This window comes from Microcystis sp. Msp_OC_L_20101000_S702 (assembly GCF_007095705.1).
GTDB lineage: Bacteria > Cyanobacteriota > Cyanobacteriia > Cyanobacteriales > Microcystaceae > Microcystis > Microcystis ichthyoblabe_A.
This window is the reverse complement of sequence record NZ_SFBO01000026.1, coordinates 1-21,982: the sequence shown is the minus strand read 5'-3', so window position 1 is coordinate 21,982 and position 21,982 is coordinate 1. Positions and strand designations below refer to the sequence as shown.

At 43.8% G+C, this 21,982-nt stretch carries 20 protein-coding genes; 16 read left to right on the top strand and 4 right to left on the bottom strand.

What is annotated here, in order from left to right; all coding sequences use genetic code 11:
• The first annotated feature begins 114 nt into the window (after window positions 1-114).
• The 3 genes from EWV60_RS03120 (at window position 115) to EWV60_RS03110 (ending at window position 4,727) form a co-directional block, all read left to right on the top strand.
• The gene (locus tag EWV60_RS03120; RefSeq protein WP_287230898.1) at window positions 115-2,130 is read left to right on the top strand and encodes a GspE/PulE family protein; all 2,016 of its coding nucleotides are present in this window, start codon (window positions 115-117) and stop codon (window positions 2,128-2,130) included.
• A 134-nt stretch (window positions 2,131-2,264) separates the two neighbouring features.
• Entirely contained in the window at window positions 2,265-3,371 is a 1,107-nt protein-coding gene (locus tag EWV60_RS03115) for a type IV pilus twitching motility protein PilT (RefSeq protein ID WP_130758088.1), read from the top strand.
• 141 nt (window positions 3,372-3,512) lie between these two features.
• Entirely contained in the window at window positions 3,513-4,727 is a 1,215-nt protein-coding gene (locus EWV60_RS03110; RefSeq protein ID WP_002752093.1) for a type II secretion system F family protein, read from the top strand.
• A 220-nt stretch (window positions 4,728-4,947) separates the two neighbouring features.
• Here the strand turns inward: EWV60_RS03110 and EWV60_RS03105 are convergent, their stop codons facing one another.
• A complete protein-coding gene (locus EWV60_RS03105; protein ID WP_287230892.1) occupies window positions 4,948-7,518 on the bottom strand; it encodes a TIGR03960 family B12-binding radical SAM protein in 2,571 nt (856 codons plus the stop codon).
• A gap of 191 nt (window positions 7,519-7,709) precedes the next feature.
• Here EWV60_RS03105 and EWV60_RS03100 point away from each other — a divergent pair, with 191 nt between their 5' ends.
• From EWV60_RS03100 to EWV60_RS03070, 7 genes are all read left to right on the top strand, one after another.
• The gene (locus EWV60_RS03100) at window positions 7,710-8,492 is read left to right on the top strand and encodes an ABC transporter ATP-binding protein (RefSeq protein ID WP_002778015.1); all 783 of its coding nucleotides are present in this window, start codon (window positions 7,710-7,712) and stop codon (window positions 8,490-8,492) included.
• A gap of 46 nt (window positions 8,493-8,538) precedes the next feature.
• Window positions 8,539-9,873, top strand: a complete 1,335-nt coding sequence (locus EWV60_RS03095; protein WP_287230888.1) for an MlaD family protein — start codon at window positions 8,539-8,541, stop codon at window positions 9,871-9,873.
• 100 nt (window positions 9,874-9,973) lie between these two features.
• On the top strand, window positions 9,974-11,077 hold the full coding sequence (gene wecB, locus EWV60_RS03090) for a non-hydrolyzing UDP-N-acetylglucosamine 2-epimerase (RefSeq protein WP_193977241.1): 1,104 nt from the start codon (window positions 9,974-9,976) through the stop codon (window positions 11,075-11,077).
• Between the two features lie 3 nt (window positions 11,078-11,080).
• A complete protein-coding gene (locus EWV60_RS03085; RefSeq protein ID WP_002739294.1) occupies window positions 11,081-11,566 on the top strand; it encodes a crossover junction endodeoxyribonuclease RuvC in 486 nt (161 codons plus the stop codon).
• 269 nt (window positions 11,567-11,835) lie between these two features.
• Window positions 11,836-12,087, top strand: a complete 252-nt coding sequence (locus tag EWV60_RS03080) for a hypothetical protein (protein WP_287230884.1) — start codon at window positions 11,836-11,838, stop codon at window positions 12,085-12,087.
• A gap of 69 nt (window positions 12,088-12,156) precedes the next feature.
• Complete coding sequence (locus tag EWV60_RS03075; protein WP_232306098.1) at window positions 12,157-12,501, top strand: type II toxin-antitoxin system RelE/ParE family toxin; 345 nt, start codon at window positions 12,157-12,159, stop codon at window positions 12,499-12,501.
• On the top strand, window positions 12,498-12,821 hold the full coding sequence (locus tag EWV60_RS03070; protein WP_002752110.1) for a helix-turn-helix domain-containing protein: 324 nt from the start codon (window positions 12,498-12,500) through the stop codon (window positions 12,819-12,821). The genes EWV60_RS03075 and EWV60_RS03070 overlap by 4 nt, the downstream gene beginning before the upstream one ends.
• Here the strand turns inward: EWV60_RS03070 and secF are convergent.
• The 3 genes from secF to EWV60_RS03055 form a co-directional block, all read right to left on the bottom strand.
• Complete coding sequence (gene secF, locus EWV60_RS03065) at window positions 12,818-13,750, bottom strand: protein translocase subunit SecF (protein ID WP_287230881.1); 933 nt, start codon at window positions 13,748-13,750, stop codon at window positions 12,818-12,820. The genes EWV60_RS03070 and secF overlap by 4 nt on opposite strands.
• A gap of 121 nt (window positions 13,751-13,871) precedes the next feature.
• Window positions 13,872-15,278 carry a protein translocase subunit SecD gene (secD, locus tag EWV60_RS03060; RefSeq protein WP_287230878.1) on the bottom strand — a complete coding sequence of 469 codons (1,407 nt, stop codon included), beginning with the start codon at window positions 15,276-15,278 and terminating at the stop codon, window positions 13,872-13,874.
• Window positions 15,279-15,304: 26 nt separating this feature from the next.
• A complete protein-coding gene (locus EWV60_RS03055) occupies window positions 15,305-16,288 on the bottom strand; it encodes an alpha-ketoacid dehydrogenase subunit beta (RefSeq protein ID WP_002752113.1) in 984 nt (327 codons plus the stop codon).
• A 319-nt stretch (window positions 16,289-16,607) separates the two neighbouring features.
• Between EWV60_RS03055 and EWV60_RS03050 the strand changes: the two genes are divergently transcribed.
• From EWV60_RS03050 to dapB, 6 genes are all read left to right on the top strand, one after another.
• Window positions 16,608-18,176 carry a YcjF family protein gene (locus EWV60_RS03050; protein WP_287230875.1) on the top strand — a complete coding sequence of 523 codons (1,569 nt, stop codon included), beginning with the start codon at window positions 16,608-16,610 and terminating at the stop codon, window positions 18,174-18,176.
• Window positions 18,177-18,256: 80 nt separating this feature from the next.
• Entirely contained in the window at window positions 18,257-18,853 is a 597-nt protein-coding gene (gene yqeK, locus EWV60_RS03045; protein ID WP_016514364.1) for a bis(5'-nucleosyl)-tetraphosphatase (symmetrical) YqeK, read from the top strand.
• Between the two features lie 55 nt (window positions 18,854-18,908).
• Complete coding sequence (gene rsfS, locus EWV60_RS03040; protein WP_002739249.1) at window positions 18,909-19,313, top strand: ribosome silencing factor; 405 nt, start codon at window positions 18,909-18,911, stop codon at window positions 19,311-19,313.
• Between the two features lie 5 nt (window positions 19,314-19,318).
• Window positions 19,319-19,822, top strand: a complete 504-nt coding sequence (locus tag EWV60_RS03035) for a CGLD27 family protein (RefSeq protein WP_002738948.1) — start codon at window positions 19,319-19,321, stop codon at window positions 19,820-19,822.
• A 22-nt stretch (window positions 19,823-19,844) separates the two neighbouring features.
• Window positions 19,845-20,798: an asparaginase gene (locus EWV60_RS03030; protein WP_271947763.1), complete on the top strand. Its 954-nt coding sequence runs from the start codon at window positions 19,845-19,847 to the stop codon at window positions 20,796-20,798.
• Window positions 20,799-20,940: 142 nt separating this feature from the next.
• Complete coding sequence (dapB, locus tag EWV60_RS03025; RefSeq protein ID WP_002739420.1) at window positions 20,941-21,771, top strand: 4-hydroxy-tetrahydrodipicolinate reductase; 831 nt, start codon at window positions 20,941-20,943, stop codon at window positions 21,769-21,771.
• Window positions 21,772-21,982: the final 211 nt, after the last annotated feature.

Sequence of the window (21,982 nt, the reverse complement as noted above, 5' to 3'; positions counted from 1 at the left end):
AGATATAAGCGGCCCCGATAGATAATCAGTGATCTAGAAAAATTTTTGCTAGAATGCAGTTTTCTCAGTAAAATTGGGAAGATTAAAGGGTAGTGAAGAGGTTAGGAATCGTCTATGACATTTTCTTCCAAGAAAACCCGTGCTGTCGCCCTACGCAATTACTTTTCCCCCTTTGGTAACAAGTTAGTGCAGTCGGGCTATATCGGTGCCGAGCAAATGCAACAGGCCCTGGTAGAAACGCGGAAATCGGGACGATCGCTAGTAGAAATATTGCAAAAACTAACCGGGCGGCCTTTGCCCCCGGATTTACAGCGACAGTATAAGAAAAACCAGTTATTTGAACTAAAAATTCTCTACGGAGTCGAATCGCTCGACCCAGAATTGAGCGATGTGGATGGACTGGAAATAGCCAGGCTGATCGATTCTTTGATTCCGATCGATCTTTGTCGTCGCTATCGTCTCATCCCCCTGCGTCGAATCGAAGGAGAGCCAGCCGCGATTTTGATAGCCATGGTCGATCCCGACAACCTCGCGGCTACTGACGATATCAATCGTATTCTCCGCCCCAGGGAGTTAGGTTTACAGCGTTTGGTGATTGCTGGGGAAGATTATGAAAGATTACTGGAAAAATTCCACTCGGCTCAATCGGAACTAGAACGGGAGAAAGCCCGACTGCAAAAAGAAAAAGAACTGGAAAAACTCTCGGATCTGACCGATATTGTCGGCAGTCTTGATTTGACCTCTGGTGTTGCTAACGATGAAGTGGCCGATGATCTCGGAGAAGGGGATGCTAATCAAGCCCCCGTCATCAACCTTGTCAATAAAATTATAGCTAAAGCTCTACAGGAAGGATCCTCCGATATTCACATCGAACCCCAAGAAGAATTCCTGAAAATTCGCTTTCGCAAAGATGGAGTTCTTCATCAAGCTTTTGAGCCACTGCCGAAAAAAATTGCCCCGGCGGTCACAGCCCGGTTTAAAATCATGGCCGATCTCGATATTTCCGAACGTCGTCTTCCCCAGGATGGTAAAATTCGGCGGATGTATCAAGGACGAAAAGTAGATTTTCGGGTTAATACCCTGCCCAGTCGCTACGGGGAAAAAGTCTGTTTAAGGATTCTCGATAACTCGGCTACCCAGTTGGGTTTAGATAAACTAATCACCGATCGAAATACTCTGCAAATTTTCCGGGACTTGGCCAGTCGTCCCTTTGGTCTGTTGCTGGTGACAGGCCCCACTGGTTCGGGAAAATCCACCACTTTATACTCGGTGTTAGCGGAAAGAAATCACCCCGGAATTAATATTAATACCGCCGAAGACCCGATCGAATATTCTCTGCCAGGCATCACCCAGGTGCAGATAATTCGCGAAAAAGGCATGGATTTCGCCTCGATTCTGCGGGCATTCCTGCGACAAGACCCGGATGTGATTCTGGTGGGAGAAACTAGGGATAGGGAAACGGCTAAAACGGTGATCGAGGCCGCCTTAACCGGTCACTTGGTCTTAACTACCCTACACACCAACGATGCCGCAGGTGCGATCGTTCGTCTTGATAAGATGGGGATTGAACCGTTCATGATTTCTGGTTCTCTGTTGGGAATCTTGGCCCAGCGTCTCGTGCGGCGCGTCTGTACCCAGTGTCGGGTCGCCTATCACCCTAGTCAAGAGGAATTAGCCCGTTTTGGTCTTTCCGCTGCCAATGAACAGGAAGTGACTTTTTATAAAGCTAATACCCTAACTATGGAGGAAATTCAACAAGCGCGAAAACAGGGCAATCTCTGCCTTAAGTGTGCTGGCAGCGGTTACAAAGATCGCATCGGTGTCTATGAGGTAATGCAGAATAGTGAACGAATACAGCAGTTAATTAACCAAGGGGCGACAACCGATCGCATTAAGGAGGCGGCCGTTGATGAGGGCATGGTGACACTCCTAGCCTATAGTTTAAATCTGGTGCGCGAGGGTTACACCACCCTCGAAGAAGTAGAACGGGTGACACTGACCGATTCTGGTCTAGAAGCGGAATTAAAAGCCAAACGGAAAAGCGGTTTAATCTGTAGTGGTTGTCGCGCTGAACTACAACCAGAATGGCTCGATTGTCCCTATTGTATGAGACCGCGATTTAGTTATTAAGATAGTTTTTCAGTTATCAGTGATCAGTTATGAGATTTGAGTTTTAAGTAAGGAGTATTAAGTGAGTAGTCTTAAATAGCACTTTCCCAATGTCTTTTTACTGGTTACTGTTCACTATAGATGGGGTTTAACTTATGGAATTAATGATCGAAGATTTAATGGAACAATTGGTCGAGATGGGCGGTTCCGATATGCACATTCAGTCCCGTGCGCCGGTCTATTTTCGCATTAGTGGCAAACTCATCCCGATTAATGAAAAATCTTTAACCCCGCAAGATTGTCAGAAATTGATTTTTAGTATGCTCAATAATACTCAAATAAAAGAGTTAGAGCAGAATTGGGAATTAGACTGTTCCTACGGGGTGAAAGGATTAGCAAGATTTAGGATCAATGTTTATAAAGAAAGGGGAGCCTATGCAGCTTGTTTACGCGCTTTGTCCTCTAAAATGCCTAACTTTGAACAATTAAATTTACCAGAAGTGATCCGAGAATTATCGGAAAGACCGAGGGGATTAATTCTCGTAACTGGTCAAACAGGTTCAGGTAAAACTACCACTTTAGCGGCAATTTTAGACTTAATTAATCGGACTAGGTCTGAACATATTTTAACTGTAGAAGACCCAATTGAATACGTTTTTCCTAATATAAAAAGCCTGTTTCACCAACGACAAAAAGGAGAAGATACCAAGAGTTTTGCTAACGCACTAAGAGCAGCTTTACGGGAAGATCCTGATATTATCCTTGTGGGAGAAATGCGGGATTTAGAAACAATTAGTTTGGCAATCACGGCGGCGGAAACCGGTCACTTAGTCTTCGGAACCCTACACACTAGCTCGGCAGCGGGAACAGTGGATCGGATTATTGACGTTTTCCCCGCTAACCAACAGGCACAAATTCGCGCCATGTTATCCAATTCTTTACTAGCAGTTTTTAGTCAAAACCTAGTCAAGAAAAAAAATCCCAAACCGGGGGAATTTGGACGGACAATGGTACAGGAAATCATGGTGGTAACTCCAGCGATCGCTAACCTAATTCGCGAAGGAAAAGCCCCCCAAGTTTACTCGGCAATTCAAACGGGAATGAAGCTAGGAATGCAAACTATGGAACAGGGATTAGCTAATTTAGTTGTTAGCGGTGTTATATCCTTTGAAGAGGCAATTTCTAAAAGTAGTAAACCCGATGAATTACAACGTCTGGTCGCTGGGTCCGTTGCTAACGCCAAAACTAAAGCCCGTTTCTAATGATAAATACTGTTTAAAAGGCATAGGAGATTGGGGAGTACCGAAGCAGGGACAATAAATAAAAATAATCTCCTGACTCCTGATGGCTAACAGCTAACAGCTAAAAAACTGATAACTGATAACTGATAACTAATTTGTCCTATGCCTACTTTTGTCGCACAAGTTAAAAGCAGCTCTGGAAAAGTTTTCCAAGAGAAAGTTGAAGCTATGTCTCCCGATCATGCTCGAATGATACTGAAGGCAAAATATGCCGCCGTCGGTAAAGTCAAAAAAGCGGGAGGAGAGATCGATCTTTCTAGTTTAGAGTTGATATTTGCCAAGATTTCCATCAAAGATAAAGCGGTTTTTTCCCGTCAATTTTCGGTAATGATTAATGCTGGTGTGCCGATTATGAGATGTTTGGGAGTTTTGGGGGATCAATCCAGTAATCCCAAGATGAGAAAAGCACTACAAGCGATTAGCACCGAAGTACAGCAAGGGAGTCCGTTATCGCAAGCGATGGCCAAACATACCGAATGTTTTGATGAACTTTATGTCAGTATGATCGAAGCTGGAGAGACGGGGGGGGTACTCGATGAAGTGCTGCTCCGTCTCTCGAAACTTTTGGAAGATATGGCCCGCTTGAAAAACCAGATTAAATCAGCGATGACCTATCCGGTAGCGGTGGGAATTTTGGCGATAATTGTGTTTTTCGGGATGACCATCTTTTTAATTCCCGTGTTTGCCAAAATTTTCACCGATTTGAAGGTGCCACTACCAGCTTTAACGCAATTTATGCTCTTTTTAAGTGGTGTGATGCGTAGTTGGTTGATTTTAATTCCGATTGTCACCATTGCCGCCACGGTTTTTTTGCTGCGTCGCTATTACAAAACCCCGATAGGTCGTCTGCAAATTGACTGGTTTTTCCTTAAAATGCCCCTTTTTGGCGATTTGAATAAAAAATCGGCTGTGGCTAGATTTTGCCGGGTTTTTGGGACTCTGACGCGTTCTGGTGTCCCGATTTTGAATTCCCTTGATATAGTTTCTAATACGGTGGGTAATCAGGTAATTGCTAATACGATCGCTAGTGCTAAGAAGGAAATTCAGCAGGGGGGAATGATGAGTTTGTCCCTACAAAAAGCCAATGTTTTCCCACCTTTGGCCATTCAAATGATTAGTATTGGTGAAGAAACAGGAGAATTAGATGCCATGATGATGAAAGTGGCGGATTTCTACGAAGATGAGGTGGAACAGGCCGTTAAAGCTTTAACCAGTATCATTGAACCCTTGATGATGGTTGCTATTGGGGTGATGGTGGGAACTATTCTTGTGTCTATGTACCTACCCATGTTTAAAGTCTTCGACGCCTTGCAATAAGTTTATCAGTGATCAGTTATCAGTGACTATTGCCGGTAGCCTGAAATCAACCAGATTTTAATTTTCATCTCCTTTTATTTGATTAGGTGAATCTGTCTCTTAGGAAACTTTTGGTTGTTCAAAATTACCGGCCAGCTTTGGTTGATGATTCCTTGGAATTAGTCGATCAAGATTAGCTGACTTTCTGGGGTTAGAGCATAAAGGGAACAATTTACGATGGTTAAGCTCCTAAAATCAAACGCTGACGATGAAAATTAAGCAGCGAAATCTCTTGGCCAGAAACCCTTTCTAACATCTCGACGATATGATCGGGCTGTAGTAAAGTGCCATCATTGCGACAACTGCCCACATAGCACAAAACGGCTTGTTTGTCAACAGTTTTTAACTCTAATTCATATAATTGTTCTCGCAGATTAATCGTGACTTTTTTGCCGGATTTGGTGGTTTTTTCCCGTTCCATCACCGTTGCTTGTTTAATTGCCTCGATCCAATTTTGCCACTGTTGGCAGTCAATTCCCTCGCTATTAAAAGTGAGCAAATACTCGGCTTTTTCTAACACACGGGTGGCAGCAGGAGCATTTAAGGGAATTTCTTCCACCTGATAAACCGGCAAATCTGCGGGTAATTGTGCGGTTAACTGCTGTTTAAACGTCTCTAAATCCATCACTTTTGTCAATTCAAAATCGACAATCTCACCGCTACTGGTTGCTCCCAAGGATAAGGCATTTGCGATCGAAATGCGCGGACCGGGGTGAAATCCACCGGTAAAGGAAATGGGAATAGCAGCCCGACGGACGACGCGATCAAATAAACGCACCAGATCCAAGTGGCTAACTAGAGCCATTTCGCCAATTTTGCCAAACCAAACCCGAATTCTTTGGGTGCGTTCTTGATTGGGTTGAAAATGTCCGGCAAAAGCGGGAATCGGGGGCGCTTCAATGACGATATTATGACCAAAATCGACGCTACAAACGCCACAATGGGAACAACCCTCAAAAGAACAATCGGGGACCGTTGCCGCGTCTAGGGCGCGTTTTAAGTCCTCCTCTAGCCATTTTTTATCGATACCGGTATCCAGATGATCCCAGGGCAAAGGACGCTCTAAAATATCTTTGTCTGTATCGGCAAAAATATGCCATTCTCCCTGTTCTATCTGACGATATTTCCAGGTTAAACCAGATTCTTCGATCGCCTGTGACCATGCTTGATAGGCTTTTTCCGTATTATCCCACCAAGCATCCATCCCGGCTCCCAATTGCCAAGCGCGCAGCACCACTTTCCCTAAACTTCTGTCACCGCGACCGATAAAATCTTCCATGGCCGAGATGCGGACATCGGTATAATTGACTTTTACCCCTCTCATGCCTTGGAATTCCTGTCTTAATAACTCCTGTTTGCGGATAAATTCGGCCGTGGAGACGGAATGCCACTGGAAGGGGGTATGGGGTTTAGGGGTAAAATTCGAGATAGTTAGGGTAAAATCGAGGGGTTTCCGCTTCGGTAAACGACATTCCCGACGCAACCAGCGCAGGGTTTCCGCGATACCGATGACATCCACATCGGTTTCCCCCGGCAAACCGATCATAAAATAGAGTTTGACCTTATCCCAACCCTGTTCGACGGCAGTTTTTATCCCTCTGAGTAATTCTTCGTTGGTTAACCCTTTGTTAATTACATCGCGCATTCGTTGGGTTCCCGCTTCCGGTGCAAAGGTTAAACCCGATTGACGATTGCCCCCAATTATGTTAGCAATATTTTCGTCAAAGCGATCGACTCTTTGACTGGGTAAGGATAGAGATATATTCTCATTCTGGAGACGGTTTTTAATCTCCATACCCACGGCAGGTAAAGCTAGATAATCGGAGCAACTGAGAGATAATAGAGAAAATTCGTTATATCCCGTCGCTCGCATTCCTTTTTCAATCGATTCGATTACTGCTTCCGGTTGCACATCCCGCGCAGGACGGGTTAACATCCCCGGTTGACAAAAACGACATCCCCGAGTGCAACCGCGACGAATTTCCACCACTAGGCGATCATGGACTGTTTCGACGAAGGGAACTAAACCGATAGAATAGGCTGGGATAGGAGTGGCTACCCGGCGTAAAATTCTTTGCGGTACATCGTCACGATTGGGGATAACTGCACCAATTGGGGTGACATCGTAGAAACGCGGCACATATACCCCCGGAATTTGGGCTAAATCTAGCAATAGTTCTTCTTTGCTTAGATTAGCTAGTTTACCTTCTTCTAAAATTAAACCGATTTCTGGCAATAATTCTTCGCCATCACCAAGGGCGATAAAATCAAAAAAGTCGGCGTAGGGTTCGGGGTTAGAGGTGGCAGTTTGTCCCCCGGCAAAAATTAGCGGATAGTTACCCGCATCTCTTTCTCTCCAAGTCAAGGGAATTGCCGCTAGGTCGAGCATTTCTAAAATATTGGTGGCTCCTAGCTCATAACTGAGACTAAAACCCAGAATATCAAAATCTGTGAGGCAACGACGGGATTCTAGGGCAAATAAGGGGGTTTTTGTCTGTTTGAGTTTTTGGGCTAAATCCGGTGCGGGTAAATAAGTGCGATCACAGAGTTGGCGGGGTTGTGCATTGAGGATATTGTAGAGGATAATATGGCCGAGGTTAGATGCCCCCACTTCGTACACTTCCGGATAGGTTAACACCCAACGAACCACCGCACTTGCCCATTCTTTATGTTTAGCACCTAACTCGTTGCCCAAATAACGCGCTGGTCGAAAAATGTCGGGGGTGAGCAGTTGGTCTAAAGCAATAGTCACGGCAATCTACCTCAGATATCGTCAGCAATGGGTGCTTTTCTACTATAGCAGCCAGAATCGAGTCAGTTATCAGTTATCAGTTATCAGTTATCAGAGTTCAGTTCACTGATTACTGTTTACTGTTCACTGAAAATACTTCCCACTTCCCCATCTCCCTAAAATTCCAGAGGTTATAAGATAATTAAGCGACGATGAAAGAACCGTTAATTGAATTGAGAGGAGTATCGAAAAGATTCGGGGATAATGTTATTCTCGACGGTTTAGATTTAACCATTTATCGAGGGGAGGCCCTGGTAATTATCGGTCCGTCGGGGACGGGAAAATCAACGGTTTTACGGTTAATTGCGGGATTAACGGGGATAAATGCGGGAGAAATTCGTATTAAAGGCCAATTGCGTCAGGGATTGCTAGAAGATGGTCGAGAAGCGATGCGAACTTCCTTAGTTTTTCAACAAACGGCCCTGTTTGATTCTCTCACCGTCGGGGAAAATGTCGGTTTTTATCTTTATGAACAAACTAATTTAAAAAAAGCCATAATTAGGGAATTAGTGGAAAAAAGCTTGGAAATGGTCGGTTTACAGGGAATTAGTGACCTTTATCCTTCGGAACTATCGGGGGGAATGCGTAAACGGGTGGCTTTTGCCCGCGCTATTATCACTAATCCCGATAATCCGGCTGATAATCCTGAATTACTGCTGTATGATGAACCTACCGCCGGATTAGACCCAATAGCTTCTACAATTATCGAGGATCTAGTGCGGACTCTCCATGAAAAATCAGGGTCTGCGAACACCTATGTGATGGTTTCTCACCAACAAAGTACCATCCGACGCACCGCCGATCGAGTAGTATTTCTCTATCAGGGAAAAGTGCAATGGCAGGGAGTGGTGGCAGATATCGATCGTACCGATCATCCCATGATTCGGCAATTTTTTAGCGCCAGCATTGAGGGACCGATTAGGACAATCGTTTAAGCTAGATTAAGCTAAATTAAGAACTATCGAGAATGAGAGAAAAATCATGCAGAGTTCGCGAGCTTTACGGGAAGGAAGACTAGGTTTGTTTGCCCTAGGCGGATTATTGGTCTTTGGGGTGCTCGCTATCTGGGTTCGCGGGGGAGGATTTGGTCAAAGAACCTATCAATTAATCTTCGAGTTTGCCGACGTGGAAGGGTTACAAGTCGGGGCGCCGGTGCGTTTTCGCGGGGTGAGAGTGGGAAGAATTACGAGTTTTATCCCGGGAAGCAATCAAGTGGAAGTTATTGCCGAAATCGCTTCTGCTACTTTAGTTATGCCTAGGAAGGTAACTGTTACTACCAATCTTTCCGGATTAATTGGGGAGGCAGCCATCGATATCACTCCCTTAGTTTCTTTAAGTGCTGAGGCCAAAAATCTCGACCCTCTTAGTCCCGACTGTGATCAACAGTTAATTCTCTGTAATAATAGCCGTTTACAGGGGAAAACAGGAACACAATTAATGTCTAGTGTTGGTCGTTTAGTGGATACTTTTACCAGTCCTGAATTTGTGGGTAATCTCAATGATGTCACCAAAAATACCGCTATAGCAGCTCAAAAAATCGCCCGTTTATCCGATGATACCTCCCAGACTATCCGTAATGCCCAAAGAGAAATCTCTCGTCTATCTTTGGAATTAGCTACCACCAGTCGCTCGGTGACTAATACGGCTAATAATGCCTCCCGTTTTGTCAATACTTTAGATAATACCGTTCAGGAAAATCGCAGTCAAATCAGCAGAACTTTTCAACAATCTTCCCAATTAGTCGCTAATCTTAATGCTGTTCTCAGCGAAAATCGTGGACAAATTGTTAATACTCTCGATAATATTAATCAAGCTAGTTTAGGTATTGGCAGTCTCGCTAATAATCTCAATAATACCGCCATGAGGTTGAATGCTGGTTTAGATGAAATTGATACTAAACAAGTCATGCAAAATGTCGAGACTATTTTGAATAATGCAGTGGAAACATCGAATAATTTACGAGAAATTACTAAAACTATTAACGATCCTGCTACAATTGTCGTGCTGCAAAAAACTCTCGAATCCGCTAGGGTGACTTTTGAAAATACTCAAAAAATCACCTCCGATATTGATGAGTTAATCGGTGATCCCCAATTTCGCGAGAATTTAAGACGTTTAATTGATGGCTTAAGTAATCTGCTTTCTTCTGGGGAACAGTTAGAATATAATTTGCGTATCGCTCAAACTTTAGATACCATGACTCAAGAGTTAGCTAAACAAAAAGTTTTGACCATCTCTCGACCTTCTTTAAATCCTAAGCAAATGCAACTCTATCCCCAATTTATCGTTCAACAACCCCCCACGAGTGAAAAATGACAAAACAGCACAATTCAAGCGATTGGCAGTGAACAGTAATCAGTGAACTGAAAACTCACATCTGATAACTGATAACTGATAACTGATAACTGATAATAATATGTTGAAATCAATTTGTATTACTCTTGGAACTCGTCCCGAAGCGATTAAATTAGCTCCCGTTATTCGTGCTTTTCAAGAATCGGAACAGTTTCAAACCCATGTAATTCTGACGGGACAGCATAAAGAAATGGTAGCGCAGGTGATGGAATTATTTGCTTTAAAAGCAGATGAAAATCTCGATATTATGCAAACCCGTCAAACTTTAACTGATATTACTTGCCGTAGTTTACGCGGTTTAGAAACAGTTTTTGAGCGCATAAAACCAGATTTAATTATTGTGCAAGGTGATACTACTACCGCTTTTGCTGCTGCTTTAGCGGCTTTTTATCAACAAATTCCTATCGCCCATGTGGAAGCAGGATTAAGAACTAATGATATCTATAATCCCTATCCCGAAGAAGCTAATCGCCGCCTAATTTCTCAACTGACGACCCTACATTTTGCTCCCACTACTTTAGCCGTGGAAAATTTACAAAAATCTGGGGTGACAGGAAATATTCACCACACCGGCAATACGGTTATTGATGCTTTATTAACCGTAGCTAAAACCGCCCCAGAATGTCAAATTGCGGGCTTAAATTGGTCAGATTATCGGGTTTTATTAGCCACGGTTCACCGCCGGGAAAATTGGGGCGAACCCTTACAGGATATTATCAAAGGATTGACTTTGTTGTTAGAAAAATATGCCGATACAGCCCTATTATTACCCCTGCATCGTAATCCCACCGTCCGAGAACCAATTCAGTCTGTTTTGGGCAATCATCCTAGGGTATTTTTAACTGAACCTCTCGATTATGCCGAGTTAGTGGGGGCGATTCAACGCTGTTATTTATTATTAACTGATTCTGGAGGCATTCAAGAAGAAGCCCCTAGTTTAGGAAAACCGGTTTTAGTATTGCGAGAAACCACGGAAAGACCGGAAGCAGTACAAGCGGGAACAGCGAAATTAATTGGTACTAATCCGGAGCAAATTTTAGCAGAAGCGGGAGAATTATTAGGGGATAAAATCGCCTATGATCGTATGGCTAATGCCATTAATCCTTTTGGAGATGGACAAGCATCCCAAAGAATCCTCCAAATCGTCCAAGATTTTTTGGCTTAATCTATGACTACTTGGTTGGGTATCGACCCCGGATTAGCGATTGTCGGTTGGGCTATTCTCCGGGATAATAGTGAGTTAGTGCCGATCTTAGTCGATTACGGCACGATCGAAACTTCTAAAAATCTTTCTACTGCCCAGCGTTTGATCGAAATTGAACGGGATTTAAAGGAGTTAATCGCAGAATATAAACCGGGGGAAATTGCCGTGGAAATGCCCTTTTTTAACCGGCAAATCAAGGCAGCCGGTGGAGTCCTGCAAGCATTGGGAATTATCAATCTAGTTAGCTGTCGCGATGGGGGAATTGAACCGATTTTCCTCCATCAAGCTAGTTGGAAATGTCATCTGGGCCATGGTAGGGCCACTAAAGCTGAGGTGGCCGAACAAATTAAGTATTTATTCGGATTGACAAAAATGCCTATTAATGATGCTGTAGATGCTATAGCGATCGCATACGCTGCTTTCAGTGGCGTTCGCAATCAAATCTCTTGAAGCAATTTGACGAAATTGGCGCAAAAATTTAGCTGACAACTAAAAGCCATCTTTAAGCTTGCACTATCTTAGTTCGATGGGACGGTTGAAGATAATAAGGCCTTCAAATATCTTTGATTAGCGTTGGGTTTCCTTCCTCAACCCAACCTACCATATCAGCGATCGCACCAAAGGGTTTAAGTGTGGAATTGTGATAATTGTCATCGTCAATGCTAATAAAAATATGGTATAGTTCTTAAACGATTATAAGTTTAAAATAATGAAAATAAATGAAAATAAAAGTTTCCCAAAAAAAGGGATCATCAAACGAAGTTAACCCTCAGTTAAAGGATATTGCCTATTCGATGGACGCACTGATTCCAGGCTTTTATATTTGGTTGGGTTCTTTTTGTTGGCGATTGGGGGGTAGTGATGCAGAAGAAAGTTATCCAGGAAGAATACATAGTTTTGCTGGTATCAGCTTAGTTTTACCTGGTTATCAAATTTTTACAACCTATAAAGGGAGTTATGACCCTCGATAAGCATCAAATTGATGGTCTTTAGGTATAATGGGGCTTGACCGGTGGTATCAGTTATATCACCATAAGCGAATGCGTAATACCCGTCCTATATCTTGGATTAAAGCGGCACGGAAAGATTTTCAAAAGTTTCCCAAGGAAGCCCAAGAAATTGTACTTGACGCTTTAACTATTGCAGCAGAAGGGGCAAAATCATCCCTAACCAAGCCTTTTAAGGGGATAGGTTCTGGTGTGTTCGAGATTGCTCTACCTTTCAAGGGGGATGCCTATCGAACTATCTATGCTGTCCAGTTAGGTGAGGCTATCTGGGTGATTCATGCCTTCCAGAAAAAATCCCCAAAAGGGATCAAAACACCACAGCAAGAAGTCGAAGTTATCAAAGCACGGCTCAAGCGATTGAAGGAGGAACTCTCATGAGTGAAGAACAATTTGAACTGGTACAAGGTAGCGGGAATGTGTACCGCGATTTTGGCGATGTAGATGCGGACGTGCGACAAGCGAAAGCACTGCTTGCTGCTGAAATTATCAAGGTTCTGGAGAAGGAAGACTTATCAACCCGCGATGCTCAAGTGCGAACTGGAATTAATCACAGTGAATTTGTCCAGATTCGCCGTGCTAATTTGGGACGCTTTACTATTGACCGTTTGATCTCAATTTTGGGTCGTCTCAATCAACAGGTTGAAATTACTATTACGACCCATCCAAGAACCACTGATTCTTCACCAATGGCATCCTAACTGTAATTGAGTGTGGGTCGATGGGAACGACTGCGCCACCAAGCTAGTAGGGTACTAGCGATAAAAATACTCGAATAGGCCCCCGCTACGAAACCAATAATTAAAGCTAGGGCAAAATATTTTAAGGTCGTGCCACCAAAGAGAAAAATCGCCACCAGAGGCAATAAAGTAGTCAGGGTGGTATTAATCGAACGACTTAGGGTTTGACTCACCGCATTATCGACAATTTCATCCACGGATAATTCGGGGGTATTAGCAAAATTTTCCCGCACGCGATCATAAATTACCACTGTGTCATTAACAGAAAAGCCCACAATTGTCAAGAGGGAAACTAAAAATAAACTATCCACTTCTACCCCCGCAATTAAGCCTAAAACCGCAAAGACCCCTAAAGTGATCAAAACGTCGTGCAGCAGGGCGACAATGGCAAAAAAAGCGTAATCCCGTTGAAAACGGAAGCTTAGATAGACAGCAATGCCAAAAAATGACACTAATAAAGCTAAAAATCCCGACCTAAATAATTCTTGACCGATGGTGGGACCGACCGTATCGATTTGACTGGTTTCGGGGTCAAAGGCACCGATTTTCTGGTTTAAGGTGTCGAGTAATTTTGTTCTCTGTTCTTCTGCGAGGGTTTTCGTCCGCACCGATAAAGTATATTTATCCAACACCTGCACACTACTGTTACCCAATCCTTCCTCGTCTAAAATTGCTTGCACTTCGGCAGTAGTTAAGGGTTTCTCACAGTTATTCTTTTTGGCACAGGCTAATTCTATCTGAATTCTCGTACCACCAACAAAATCTAAACTCGGTCGCAAAGGCGCTTGAATAGTGAACCAAGAAATTACCATGGCCAAAATACTACCAATCGTCAGCAAGGCCGAGACTGTCCACCAAAAATTACGCTGTTTTGTAACGTTAAATGCCATATCGATTAAGTAAAAAGTAAAAAGGAAAAAGGAATTTGGGGAGTAGGGAGTGGCAATCGGTGGGTTACGGCGAATATGAAATTATTGGTTAACAGCATAACTTGTCGTCGCCTAACCCACCCTACTGATTTGCCGGTAAATTAGGGCAGAAAAGTTGGGGTTTTTGGCGAATGCTAGGGACGCTTAACACAGTGATTAACAGGAGAGTACGACTACAGGTTAAAGCGGTAAACATACTCACAGCTACCCCAATGGCTAAAGTTAAAGCAAAACCTTTGACTAATCCTGAACCCAACCAAAATAAGGCAGCACAGGCGATTAAAGTAGTGACATTACTATCGAGAATACTGGAAAAAGCCCGATAAAATCCCGACTCTACTGCCCGAAATAGGGATTTTCCGGCCCTTAATTCCTCCCGGGTACGCTCAAAAATCAGTACATTTGCATCAACTGCCATGCCGATACTGAGGATAAATCCGGCAATACCGGGTAACGTCATCGTGACTCCCACTAGGGCAAAAGCCCCCAGAGAGAGAATAGTATAGATAATCAGGGAAACATCGGCAATAATCCCGGGTAAACGGTAATAAACCGCCATGAAGATTAAAACTAACAGTAAACCCACTAAACCTGCGTAGATACTGCGACGGATGCTATCCTGGCCTAAAGTTGCCCCGACGGTGCGAATTTCTTCCACTTTAACGGGGAAAGGTAGAGAACCACCGCGCAATTGAATCGCTAGATCGTTGGCAGTTTCGGCGGTAAAATTACCGGTAATCACGGCCCGGCCTCCTGTAATTCCCGTTTGGGCAAACTGCACATCAACCACAGGGGCGCTAATTAATTCATTATCGAGGAAAATCCCAATACTGCGACCAGTACCAGCGATCGCTTTAGTCAGTTCGGCGAATTTATTGCCCCCTTCCGAATCGAAAGTAATGGCCACTTCCCAGTTAGTGCCTTGGGTGGAACTAATAGTGGCATTTTGCAGATTTTTTCCAGTTAAGTCCACCGACTCAAATAAATTTAAAATTGCCTCTTTAGATTTTTGCAGAGATTGTTCTAGTTCGGCAATTTTAGCGGCATTTTCGGGTTTATTCTCGGCTTTGAGGGCGGTTAATTCCGCCTTTTTTTGTTGAAAAATTGAATATTCAGCCCGGAATTCTCCTTCTGTACCTTGTTTTTGCTGACGAAATTCTAATTGGGCCTGAACATTTAGGTTTCTCTCAGCTTCTTTGGGATTTGTGACCCCGGGTAGTTGCACGATTACCTGATTTTTACTGTCCACAGTCTGCACTAATGATTCAGAAACACCGAGGGCATTAACGCGATTTTCAATCACATTTTGTACGGCTTTTAAATCATTAGGTTGAATGGTTGTCACGGTTTCAGTGGGTTTAACCTGAATGGTTAATTGACTACCCCCGCGCAGGTCTAAACCTAATTGTAGGGGTAACTTAATCAGGATAAAGATCGAGGCAACAACTAGGCCGACGATCAGTAACAATAACCAATTTTGTCTCTGCATAACTTCAGTATCAAAAGGAGAATTTGTTAAATGCGATCGCCGACCATTTTTTGGACAGCTTCGACAATTTGATTAGGTTGAATAATCGTCAATCTTTCTAGATTACCGTTATAAGGTGTGGGGATATCTTGGGAAGATAATCTTAACACGGGGGCATCTAATTCATCGAATAACTGCTCGTTAATTAAAGCAATTAACTCGGAAGCAATTCCTGCCGTTTTCATACATTCTTCCACGATAATCACCCTGTGAGTCTTGCGAATCGAAGCGGCAATCGTCTCCATATCAAAGGGTTTCAGGGAAATTAAATCGATAATTTCTGGATCATAGCCATCTTTTTCTAACTGTTTTAATGCCTGTAAACAGTGATGACGCATCCGCGAATAGGTGAGAATAGTTATATCTTCTCCCTTGCGAACGATTTCGGCTTTATCGAGGGGTAAAAGATACTCGGTATCAGGTAAATTTTCCTTAAGATTATAGAGAAGAACGTGTTCAAAGAAAAGCACGGGGTTATTATCTCTAATCGCCGATTTTAATAAACCTTTGGCATTGTAGGGAGTGGAACAAGCGACAATTTTTAGGCCAGGTACTGCGTGAAAATAGGCCTCTAAACGTTGGGAATGTTCCGCCCCTAATTGTCTGCCCACACCCCCCGGACCACGGATAACCATGGGGATTTTAAAATTACCGCCAGAAGTATAACGTAACATCCCGGCATTGTTGGCAATTTGGTTAAAGGCAAGCAGAAGAAAACCCATATTCATGCCTTCAATAATCGGACGTAATCCCGTCATGGCTGCCCCCACTGCCATGCCCGTAAAACTATTTTCAGCGATGGGAGTATCTAAAACCCTTAAATCGCCATATTTTTTGTAGAGATCTTTGGTAACTTTGTAGGAACCGCCGTAATGACCCACATCTTCACCCAAAACAAATACTGTCTGGTCCCGGCCCATTTCCTCATCGATCGCCTGTCGCAAAGCATTAAATAATAGGGTTTCTGCCATATCAAGTCCCCGCTTACAATTCGGTCATCTTATCACTAAACTTATTATCTTACCCCTTTTCTGGTCCGAAGGAAGTGGGAAGTGGGGAGGTGGGGAAGTGGGGAGATGGGGAAGTGGGGAAGAACGTAGGTTGGGTTGAAGCATGAAACCCAACGCCCGATTATGTTACGCTACCGCTAACCCATCCTACAAATAATTGTGCTTCCCTACTGATGAATAAAAACAATTATGACTATAGATAATAGTCTATTCTAGTTCCCGACAATCGGCCGGCAAAGAACTAAGATCAAGATCAAGGAATCCCCTACCGTTAAAGCTGATGAAATTACCCCGTCTTGCCGCTTTAATCATTGGTCTGAGCTTTATTTTCGGATTAATGTTGTGGTTAGTCAACTCTATCTATCGTCTTTACATCCAGATCGCCTTTACCGCTCCCCTACTAGCCAATATTCTGCTTTTACTGATTATCGGACTGCTGGGCTTGCTGATCTACATTCTTTTGTACTACTTTTATCTGCTGCCCCAGCAGCAAAAAAGTCGCCGCGGGTTGCGTTCTTCCTCCCGTCCACCCCTAAAATTACCGGTAGAAAAAACCGAGGCCGCCGGGGAAACCTTAAAAGCTATCCGGCAACAAGTGGAGCAAATTCAAGATAAAGTAACCCAACAGGTTTTTATTAATCGTTCCCAAGAAATTGAGCGAAGTTTAGTCAGAAAAGAAGTTAAAATCATTGTTTTCGGCACGGGATCGGCGGGAAAAACCTCCCTAATTAACGCCCTCATCGGTCAAATGGTGGGCAATGTGGAGGCAACCATGGGAACCACGGAAAAAGGGGAAACCTATAGTTTAAAAATGAAAGGTGTGAATCGGGAAATTCAAATTACCGACACTCCCGGCATTCTTGAAATTGGTGCAGCTGGAGGTCAAAGGGAACAGTTAGCGCGACAATTAGCCACGGAAGCAGATTTACTTTTATTTGTCATCGATAACGATATTCGACAATCGGAATACGGCCCTTTATTGGGTTTAATTGATATTGGTAAACGTTCTCTCTTAGTCTTTAATAAAATCGATCTCTATAGCGACGAAGATCGAGACATTATTTTAAAACAATTACGAGAACGTCTTAAAGGAGTTGTCCTTTCAGCCGATATTATTGCCGTCGCCGCTAATCCCCAACCAGTACAGTTAACTGGTGGACAAATGATCACACCAGAACCAGATATTTTAGCTTTAATTAAACGTTTGGCTTCAGTTTTACGCGCCGAAGGGGAGGATTTAGTGGCGGATAATATCCTCTTACAATCCCAACGATTAGGAGAAGAAGCTAGGAAAATTATTGATCGCCAACGTCGTCGCCAAGCTGATAAAATTATTGATCGCTATCAGTGGATCGGTGCGGGAGTGATTGCGGTGACTCCCTTACCAGTGTTCGATCTGTTAGCAACGGCGGCGGTTAATGCTCAAATGGTTAAGGAAATTGGTCAAGTTTATGGCTGTGAAATTAACAGCGATCGAGGCAAGGAATTGGCTGTATCTTTGGGTAAAACTCTAGTTAGTTTGGGAGTAGTGAAAGGAGCAGTAGAATTATTAGCCAGAATCCTACAGTTAAATTTTACTACCTATATAGTCGGTAAGGCAATTCAAGGGGTCAGTGCCGCCTATTTAACCCGCATTGCCGGCAAAAGTTTTATTGAATATTTCCGTCAGGATCAAGACTGGGGTGACGGTGGTATGACGGAAGTGGTACAAAGACAATTTCAACTTAGTCGCAAGGAAGAATTTATTAAGTCTTTTGTGGCCGATGCGATCGGTAAAGTGGTACAACCTTTTCAGGATGATTGGCAGCAAGGAGAAGTTTTAGAAGCTAGTTGCGAGGATGATTGGTAAAGATCGAACCCGGGAGCAATAGGCAAAATTGTATAGTAATTGTTACAATCGTTTTGGGGTTCCACAAGGGCAAAAAAAAGATGCGACAGCAAGTTATCGACTGGTTAAAAGAAAACGTCAACGAACACCGTCTGCGCCATATTCTTGGTGTGGAGACCATGTGTATTGATTTAGCTCGTCATCACGATCTCGATCCCGTCCAAGCAGGGCAAGCTGGATTATTACACGATCTGGCTAAATTTTTCAAGCCCAAAAAACTGCTAAAAATGGCAGAATCGGCGGGAATAGAGGTGGATAATATCTGTGCATCCCATCCCCACTTACTCCACGCCGACGTGAGCGCAATTGTCGCCCAAAAAGAATTTAACATTACCGATGAGGAAATTCTCGAAGCGATTCGCAATCATACCCTCGGTAAACCCAATATGAGTGATCTTAGCTGTATAGTCTTTATTGCCGATGCCTTGGAACCCAATCGCGGCGATACACCCGAATTAAACGCCCTACGACAACTCAGCTATCAAAATCTCCATAAAAGCCTTCAACAAACCTGCGATTATTCCCTAAAATATCTTTTAAGTAGCCATTGTCCCATTCATCCCCGCACCGTGCTAACCCGCAACTGGGCGTTACAAATTGTTAAAGAACAACTAACGGAAACTAAAACCATTGATTAACATAATCTCAAGACTCCCTTACAACCACCTCAGCCAAAGGATAACCACAACCTGAATGACCAATCCCACTGGAATTATTACCCCTGTCGCCGAAAATCTCAAGACCGAAAATTTTCTAGAGACAATTGTTACCGCTGCCGAGGACAAGAAAGCAGGGGACATCGCCATCCTGAAAGTCGCCGATATCTGTTATTTAACCGATTATTTTCTGATTATTACTGGCTATTCTACCACCCAAGTGCGAGCGATCGAGGATGCGATCGAAGCTGCTATGGAACTAGAATGGCAACAATCCCCCCGACAAGTGGAAGGAAAAAGCGAAGGTAGCTGGATCCTGATGGATTATGGCGATATCATTGTCCATATCTTTCTACCAAAAGAGCGAGAATTTTATAATTTAGAAGCATTTTGGGGTCATGCCCAACGGATTCCTCTACCTAGCGACCATTTAGAGGAGTAGAATCCATGAAATCCTCCCTTGATTTCTGTCCCGTCCCGGAAGAACAGCAACCGGTTAACGAGTACGAACAATTAAAAGAATCTTGGTTTTTCCGTTGGGCGACGCTAGATGTAGCCTCTTATACAAAAAAAATTCTCTGGTTATGGTTGTGGACATGGTTAATTGTCGGACCGATTGCCGCCGCTAGTTTTCCCCTGAAAAAGGCCCCTTTTCTCTTCTTCTGCGCGGGGATTTTTGGCTCGACAATTTTGGTAGGATTGGTGTTATTGCGCTTGTATTTAGGCTGGATCTACGTCTATGACCGCTTACAATCAGAGAAAGTATTTTATGAAGAGTCGGGCTGGTATGATGGCCAAATCTGGACAAAAACCGCCGCTATTTTAACCCGCGATCGTTTAATCGTCTCCTATCAAATCCAGCCCATTCTCCGCCGTTTACAAAAAACCGCCCTAATTCTAGGGGCAATTGTCGCTATCAGTGGTCTTTTCTGGCTATTTTTCACTCACTAACCGCAACCAATCACCAATCTGAATGAATAGGGTAAAACGTTCACCAACCCACCGCTTAGAAATTCATCTCCTCCGGGAAGGTATTATTGAATCGGTCCATCATGTCGAGGCCGCTATTTGCGATGACCGCGGCCGGGTATTATCCACCGCCGGCAGTGCCGAAACTAGCGCCTTTATTCGTTCGGCCCTAAAACCTTTTCAAGCACTGGCTGTCATCAGTACCGGCACCCTCGAACGCTACGATCTCAACGATAAGGATCTAGCCATTATCTGTAGTTCTCACCAAGGCACAGTGGAACACGCCCGTCAAGTCTTTAATATTCTCTGGCGTGCCGATATCGATCCCAACGCTCTGCAATGTCCCCTCCCGTCCGGTAAACCCAGTCGCCTCCAGTACAATTGTTCTGGTAAACACGCCGGGATGTTAGCGGTGTGTCAACAGCGTGGCTGGCCGTTAAATACCTATCTGCGGCGTTCTAGTCAGATACAGAAGCTAATTTTAAGCAAAATTGCCGAATTATTGGGGATGCCGGGAGATGAATTAATCAGCGCCCACGATGACTGCGGTGCGCCCACCTATTCAATGCAGTTGGGGCAAATGGCCCATCTCTACGCCCAGTTAGCCTCTGGCAACCGTTTAGACTTAGAAAGAATCGTCCGAGCTATGACCTATCATCCCCGCATGGTAGCAGGAGAAGGGGCTTTTGATACGGAATTAATGCAGGTTAGCCAAGGGGAAATCGTCAGCAAAGCCGGGGCCGAAGGGATTCAATGTATCGGGCGCGTCGGTGAAGGTTTAGGATTAGCAATAAAAGCTTTAGATGGTTCCAAACGGGCTAAATATGCCGCCGCTTTGCAAATTCTCAAACAGTTAGGCTGGATTACTCCCAATGTGGCCGAATCTCTCTCGGAAAAATTCCTCAAAATCGGCAGTTATACCCGCTTGGAAGTGGTGGGAGAAATGGCTTTATTATAAGTAGTGGGTTGACCAAGGGTAACACACCAAAAAAAACTTTTTGATGTGTTAGGGCAGTATTTATATCTTGATTTTTTTCCCTAAAAAACGTTATTACCCATTTACAATCTATAATCGCCATACATAAGGAGAATAATTAACTATGACCGAAAATAGAAACCCGATTCCCGTGGTTGTCAACGGTGCAGCCGGCAAAATGGGACGGGAAGTCATTAAAGCCGTTGCTCGTGCCGACGATATGATCCTAGTGGGTGCAGTGGATCGAAATCCAGCTTTTCGAGGTCAGGATGTGGGAGAAGTGGCCGGTTGTGAACCCCTAGAAGTGCCGATTCTCGACGATTTACAGAGTGTTTTAGTCCTGGCAACTCAGGAAAAAGTGCAGGGGGTGATGGTGGATTTTACCCATCCCGACGGTGTTTATGACAATACCCGCAGTGCGATCGCCTATGGAGTGCGTCCGGTGGTGGGAACTACGGGATTATCGGCGGCACAACTGCAAGATTTAGCCGAATTTGCCGAAAAAGCCAGCACCGGCTGTTTAGTTATCCCCAATTTTTCCATTGGCATGGTTTTACTACAACAGGCTGCCGTGCAAGCATCTCGCTACTTTGATCATGTAGAAATTATCGAACTGCATCACAATCAAAAAGCAGACGCACCCAGTGGCACAGCGATTAAAACCGCCGAATTACTGGCAGAATTGGGTAAAATCTTTAATCCTGCTCAAGTTTCCGAAAAAGAAACCATCCCCGGCGCTAGAGGCGGTTTAACTGCCGAGAACATCCGTATTCATAGCGTCCGTTTACCCGGTTTAATTGCCCACCAAGAAGTCATTTTCGGTTCCCCCGGAGAAATCTATACCCTTCGTCATGATACCAGCGATCGCTCCTGTTATATGCCGGGGGTTCTCCTTTCTATCCGCAAAGTTACTCAGCTGCAATCCCTCGTTTACGGTTTAGAAAAAATCCTCTAAATCGAGATATTTGAGAGGAAGGAGAGGAAAAGGGCAAAGAAGAGAAATCTCGACAAATTGCCCTAAAAATGCTATCTGCTGGCTTTCCTATACCCAAACTTTAGACTTAGAGATTGAACAAGTAGCACAAGTCATTGAGGGACAAAATTGAGTGAAAACGGACAGTATTTTCTATCGTCTCTTTGAGACTTTTCCCGAAAGTTTCTTTGAT

Bases quoted from the DNA above. Each gene is read 5' to 3' on its own strand.
- secD (WP_287230878.1), bottom strand. From the start codon at position 15,278: ATGCAGAGACAAAATTGGTTATTGTTACTGATCGTCGGCCTAGTTGTT.
- dapB (WP_002739420.1), top strand. From the start codon at position 20,941: ATGACCGAAAATAGAAACCCGATTCCCGTGGTTGTCAACGGTGCAGCC.
- wecB (WP_193977241.1), top strand. From the start codon at position 9,974: ATGTTGAAATCAATTTGTATTACTCTTGGAACTCGTCCCGAAGCGATT.
- EWV60_RS03030 (WP_271947763.1), top strand. From the start codon at position 19,845: ATGAATAGGGTAAAACGTTCACCAACCCACCGCTTAGAAATTCATCTC.
- secF (WP_287230881.1), bottom strand. From the start codon at position 13,750: ATGGCATTTAACGTTACAAAACAGCGTAATTTTTGGTGGACAGTCTCG.
- EWV60_RS03110 (WP_002752093.1), top strand. From the start codon at position 3,513: ATGCCTACTTTTGTCGCACAAGTTAAAAGCAGCTCTGGAAAAGTTTTC.
- EWV60_RS03070 (WP_002752110.1), top strand. From the start codon at position 12,498: ATGAGTGAAGAACAATTTGAACTGGTACAAGGTAGCGGGAATGTGTAC.
- yqeK (WP_016514364.1), top strand. From the start codon at position 18,257: ATGCGACAGCAAGTTATCGACTGGTTAAAAGAAAACGTCAACGAACAC.
- EWV60_RS03035 (WP_002738948.1), top strand. From the start codon at position 19,319: ATGAAATCCTCCCTTGATTTCTGTCCCGTCCCGGAAGAACAGCAACCG.
- EWV60_RS03075 (WP_232306098.1), top strand. From the start codon at position 12,157: ATGCGTAATACCCGTCCTATATCTTGGATTAAAGCGGCACGGAAAGAT.
- rsfS (WP_002739249.1), top strand. From the start codon at position 18,909: ATGACCAATCCCACTGGAATTATTACCCCTGTCGCCGAAAATCTCAAG.
- EWV60_RS03080 (WP_287230884.1), top strand. From the start codon at position 11,836: ATGAAAATAAAAGTTTCCCAAAAAAAGGGATCATCAAACGAAGTTAAC.
- EWV60_RS03095 (WP_287230888.1), top strand. From the start codon at position 8,539: ATGCAGAGTTCGCGAGCTTTACGGGAAGGAAGACTAGGTTTGTTTGCC.
- EWV60_RS03100 (WP_002778015.1), top strand. From the start codon at position 7,710: ATGAAAGAACCGTTAATTGAATTGAGAGGAGTATCGAAAAGATTCGGG.
- EWV60_RS03055 (WP_002752113.1), bottom strand. From the start codon at position 16,288: ATGGCAGAAACCCTATTATTTAATGCTTTGCGACAGGCGATCGATGAG.
- EWV60_RS03120 (WP_287230898.1), top strand. From the start codon at position 115: ATGACATTTTCTTCCAAGAAAACCCGTGCTGTCGCCCTACGCAATTAC.
- EWV60_RS03085 (WP_002739294.1), top strand. From the start codon at position 11,081: ATGACTACTTGGTTGGGTATCGACCCCGGATTAGCGATTGTCGGTTGG.
- EWV60_RS03115 (WP_130758088.1), top strand. From the start codon at position 2,265: ATGGAATTAATGATCGAAGATTTAATGGAACAATTGGTCGAGATGGGC.
- EWV60_RS03050 (WP_287230875.1), top strand. From the start codon at position 16,608: ATGAAATTACCCCGTCTTGCCGCTTTAATCATTGGTCTGAGCTTTATT.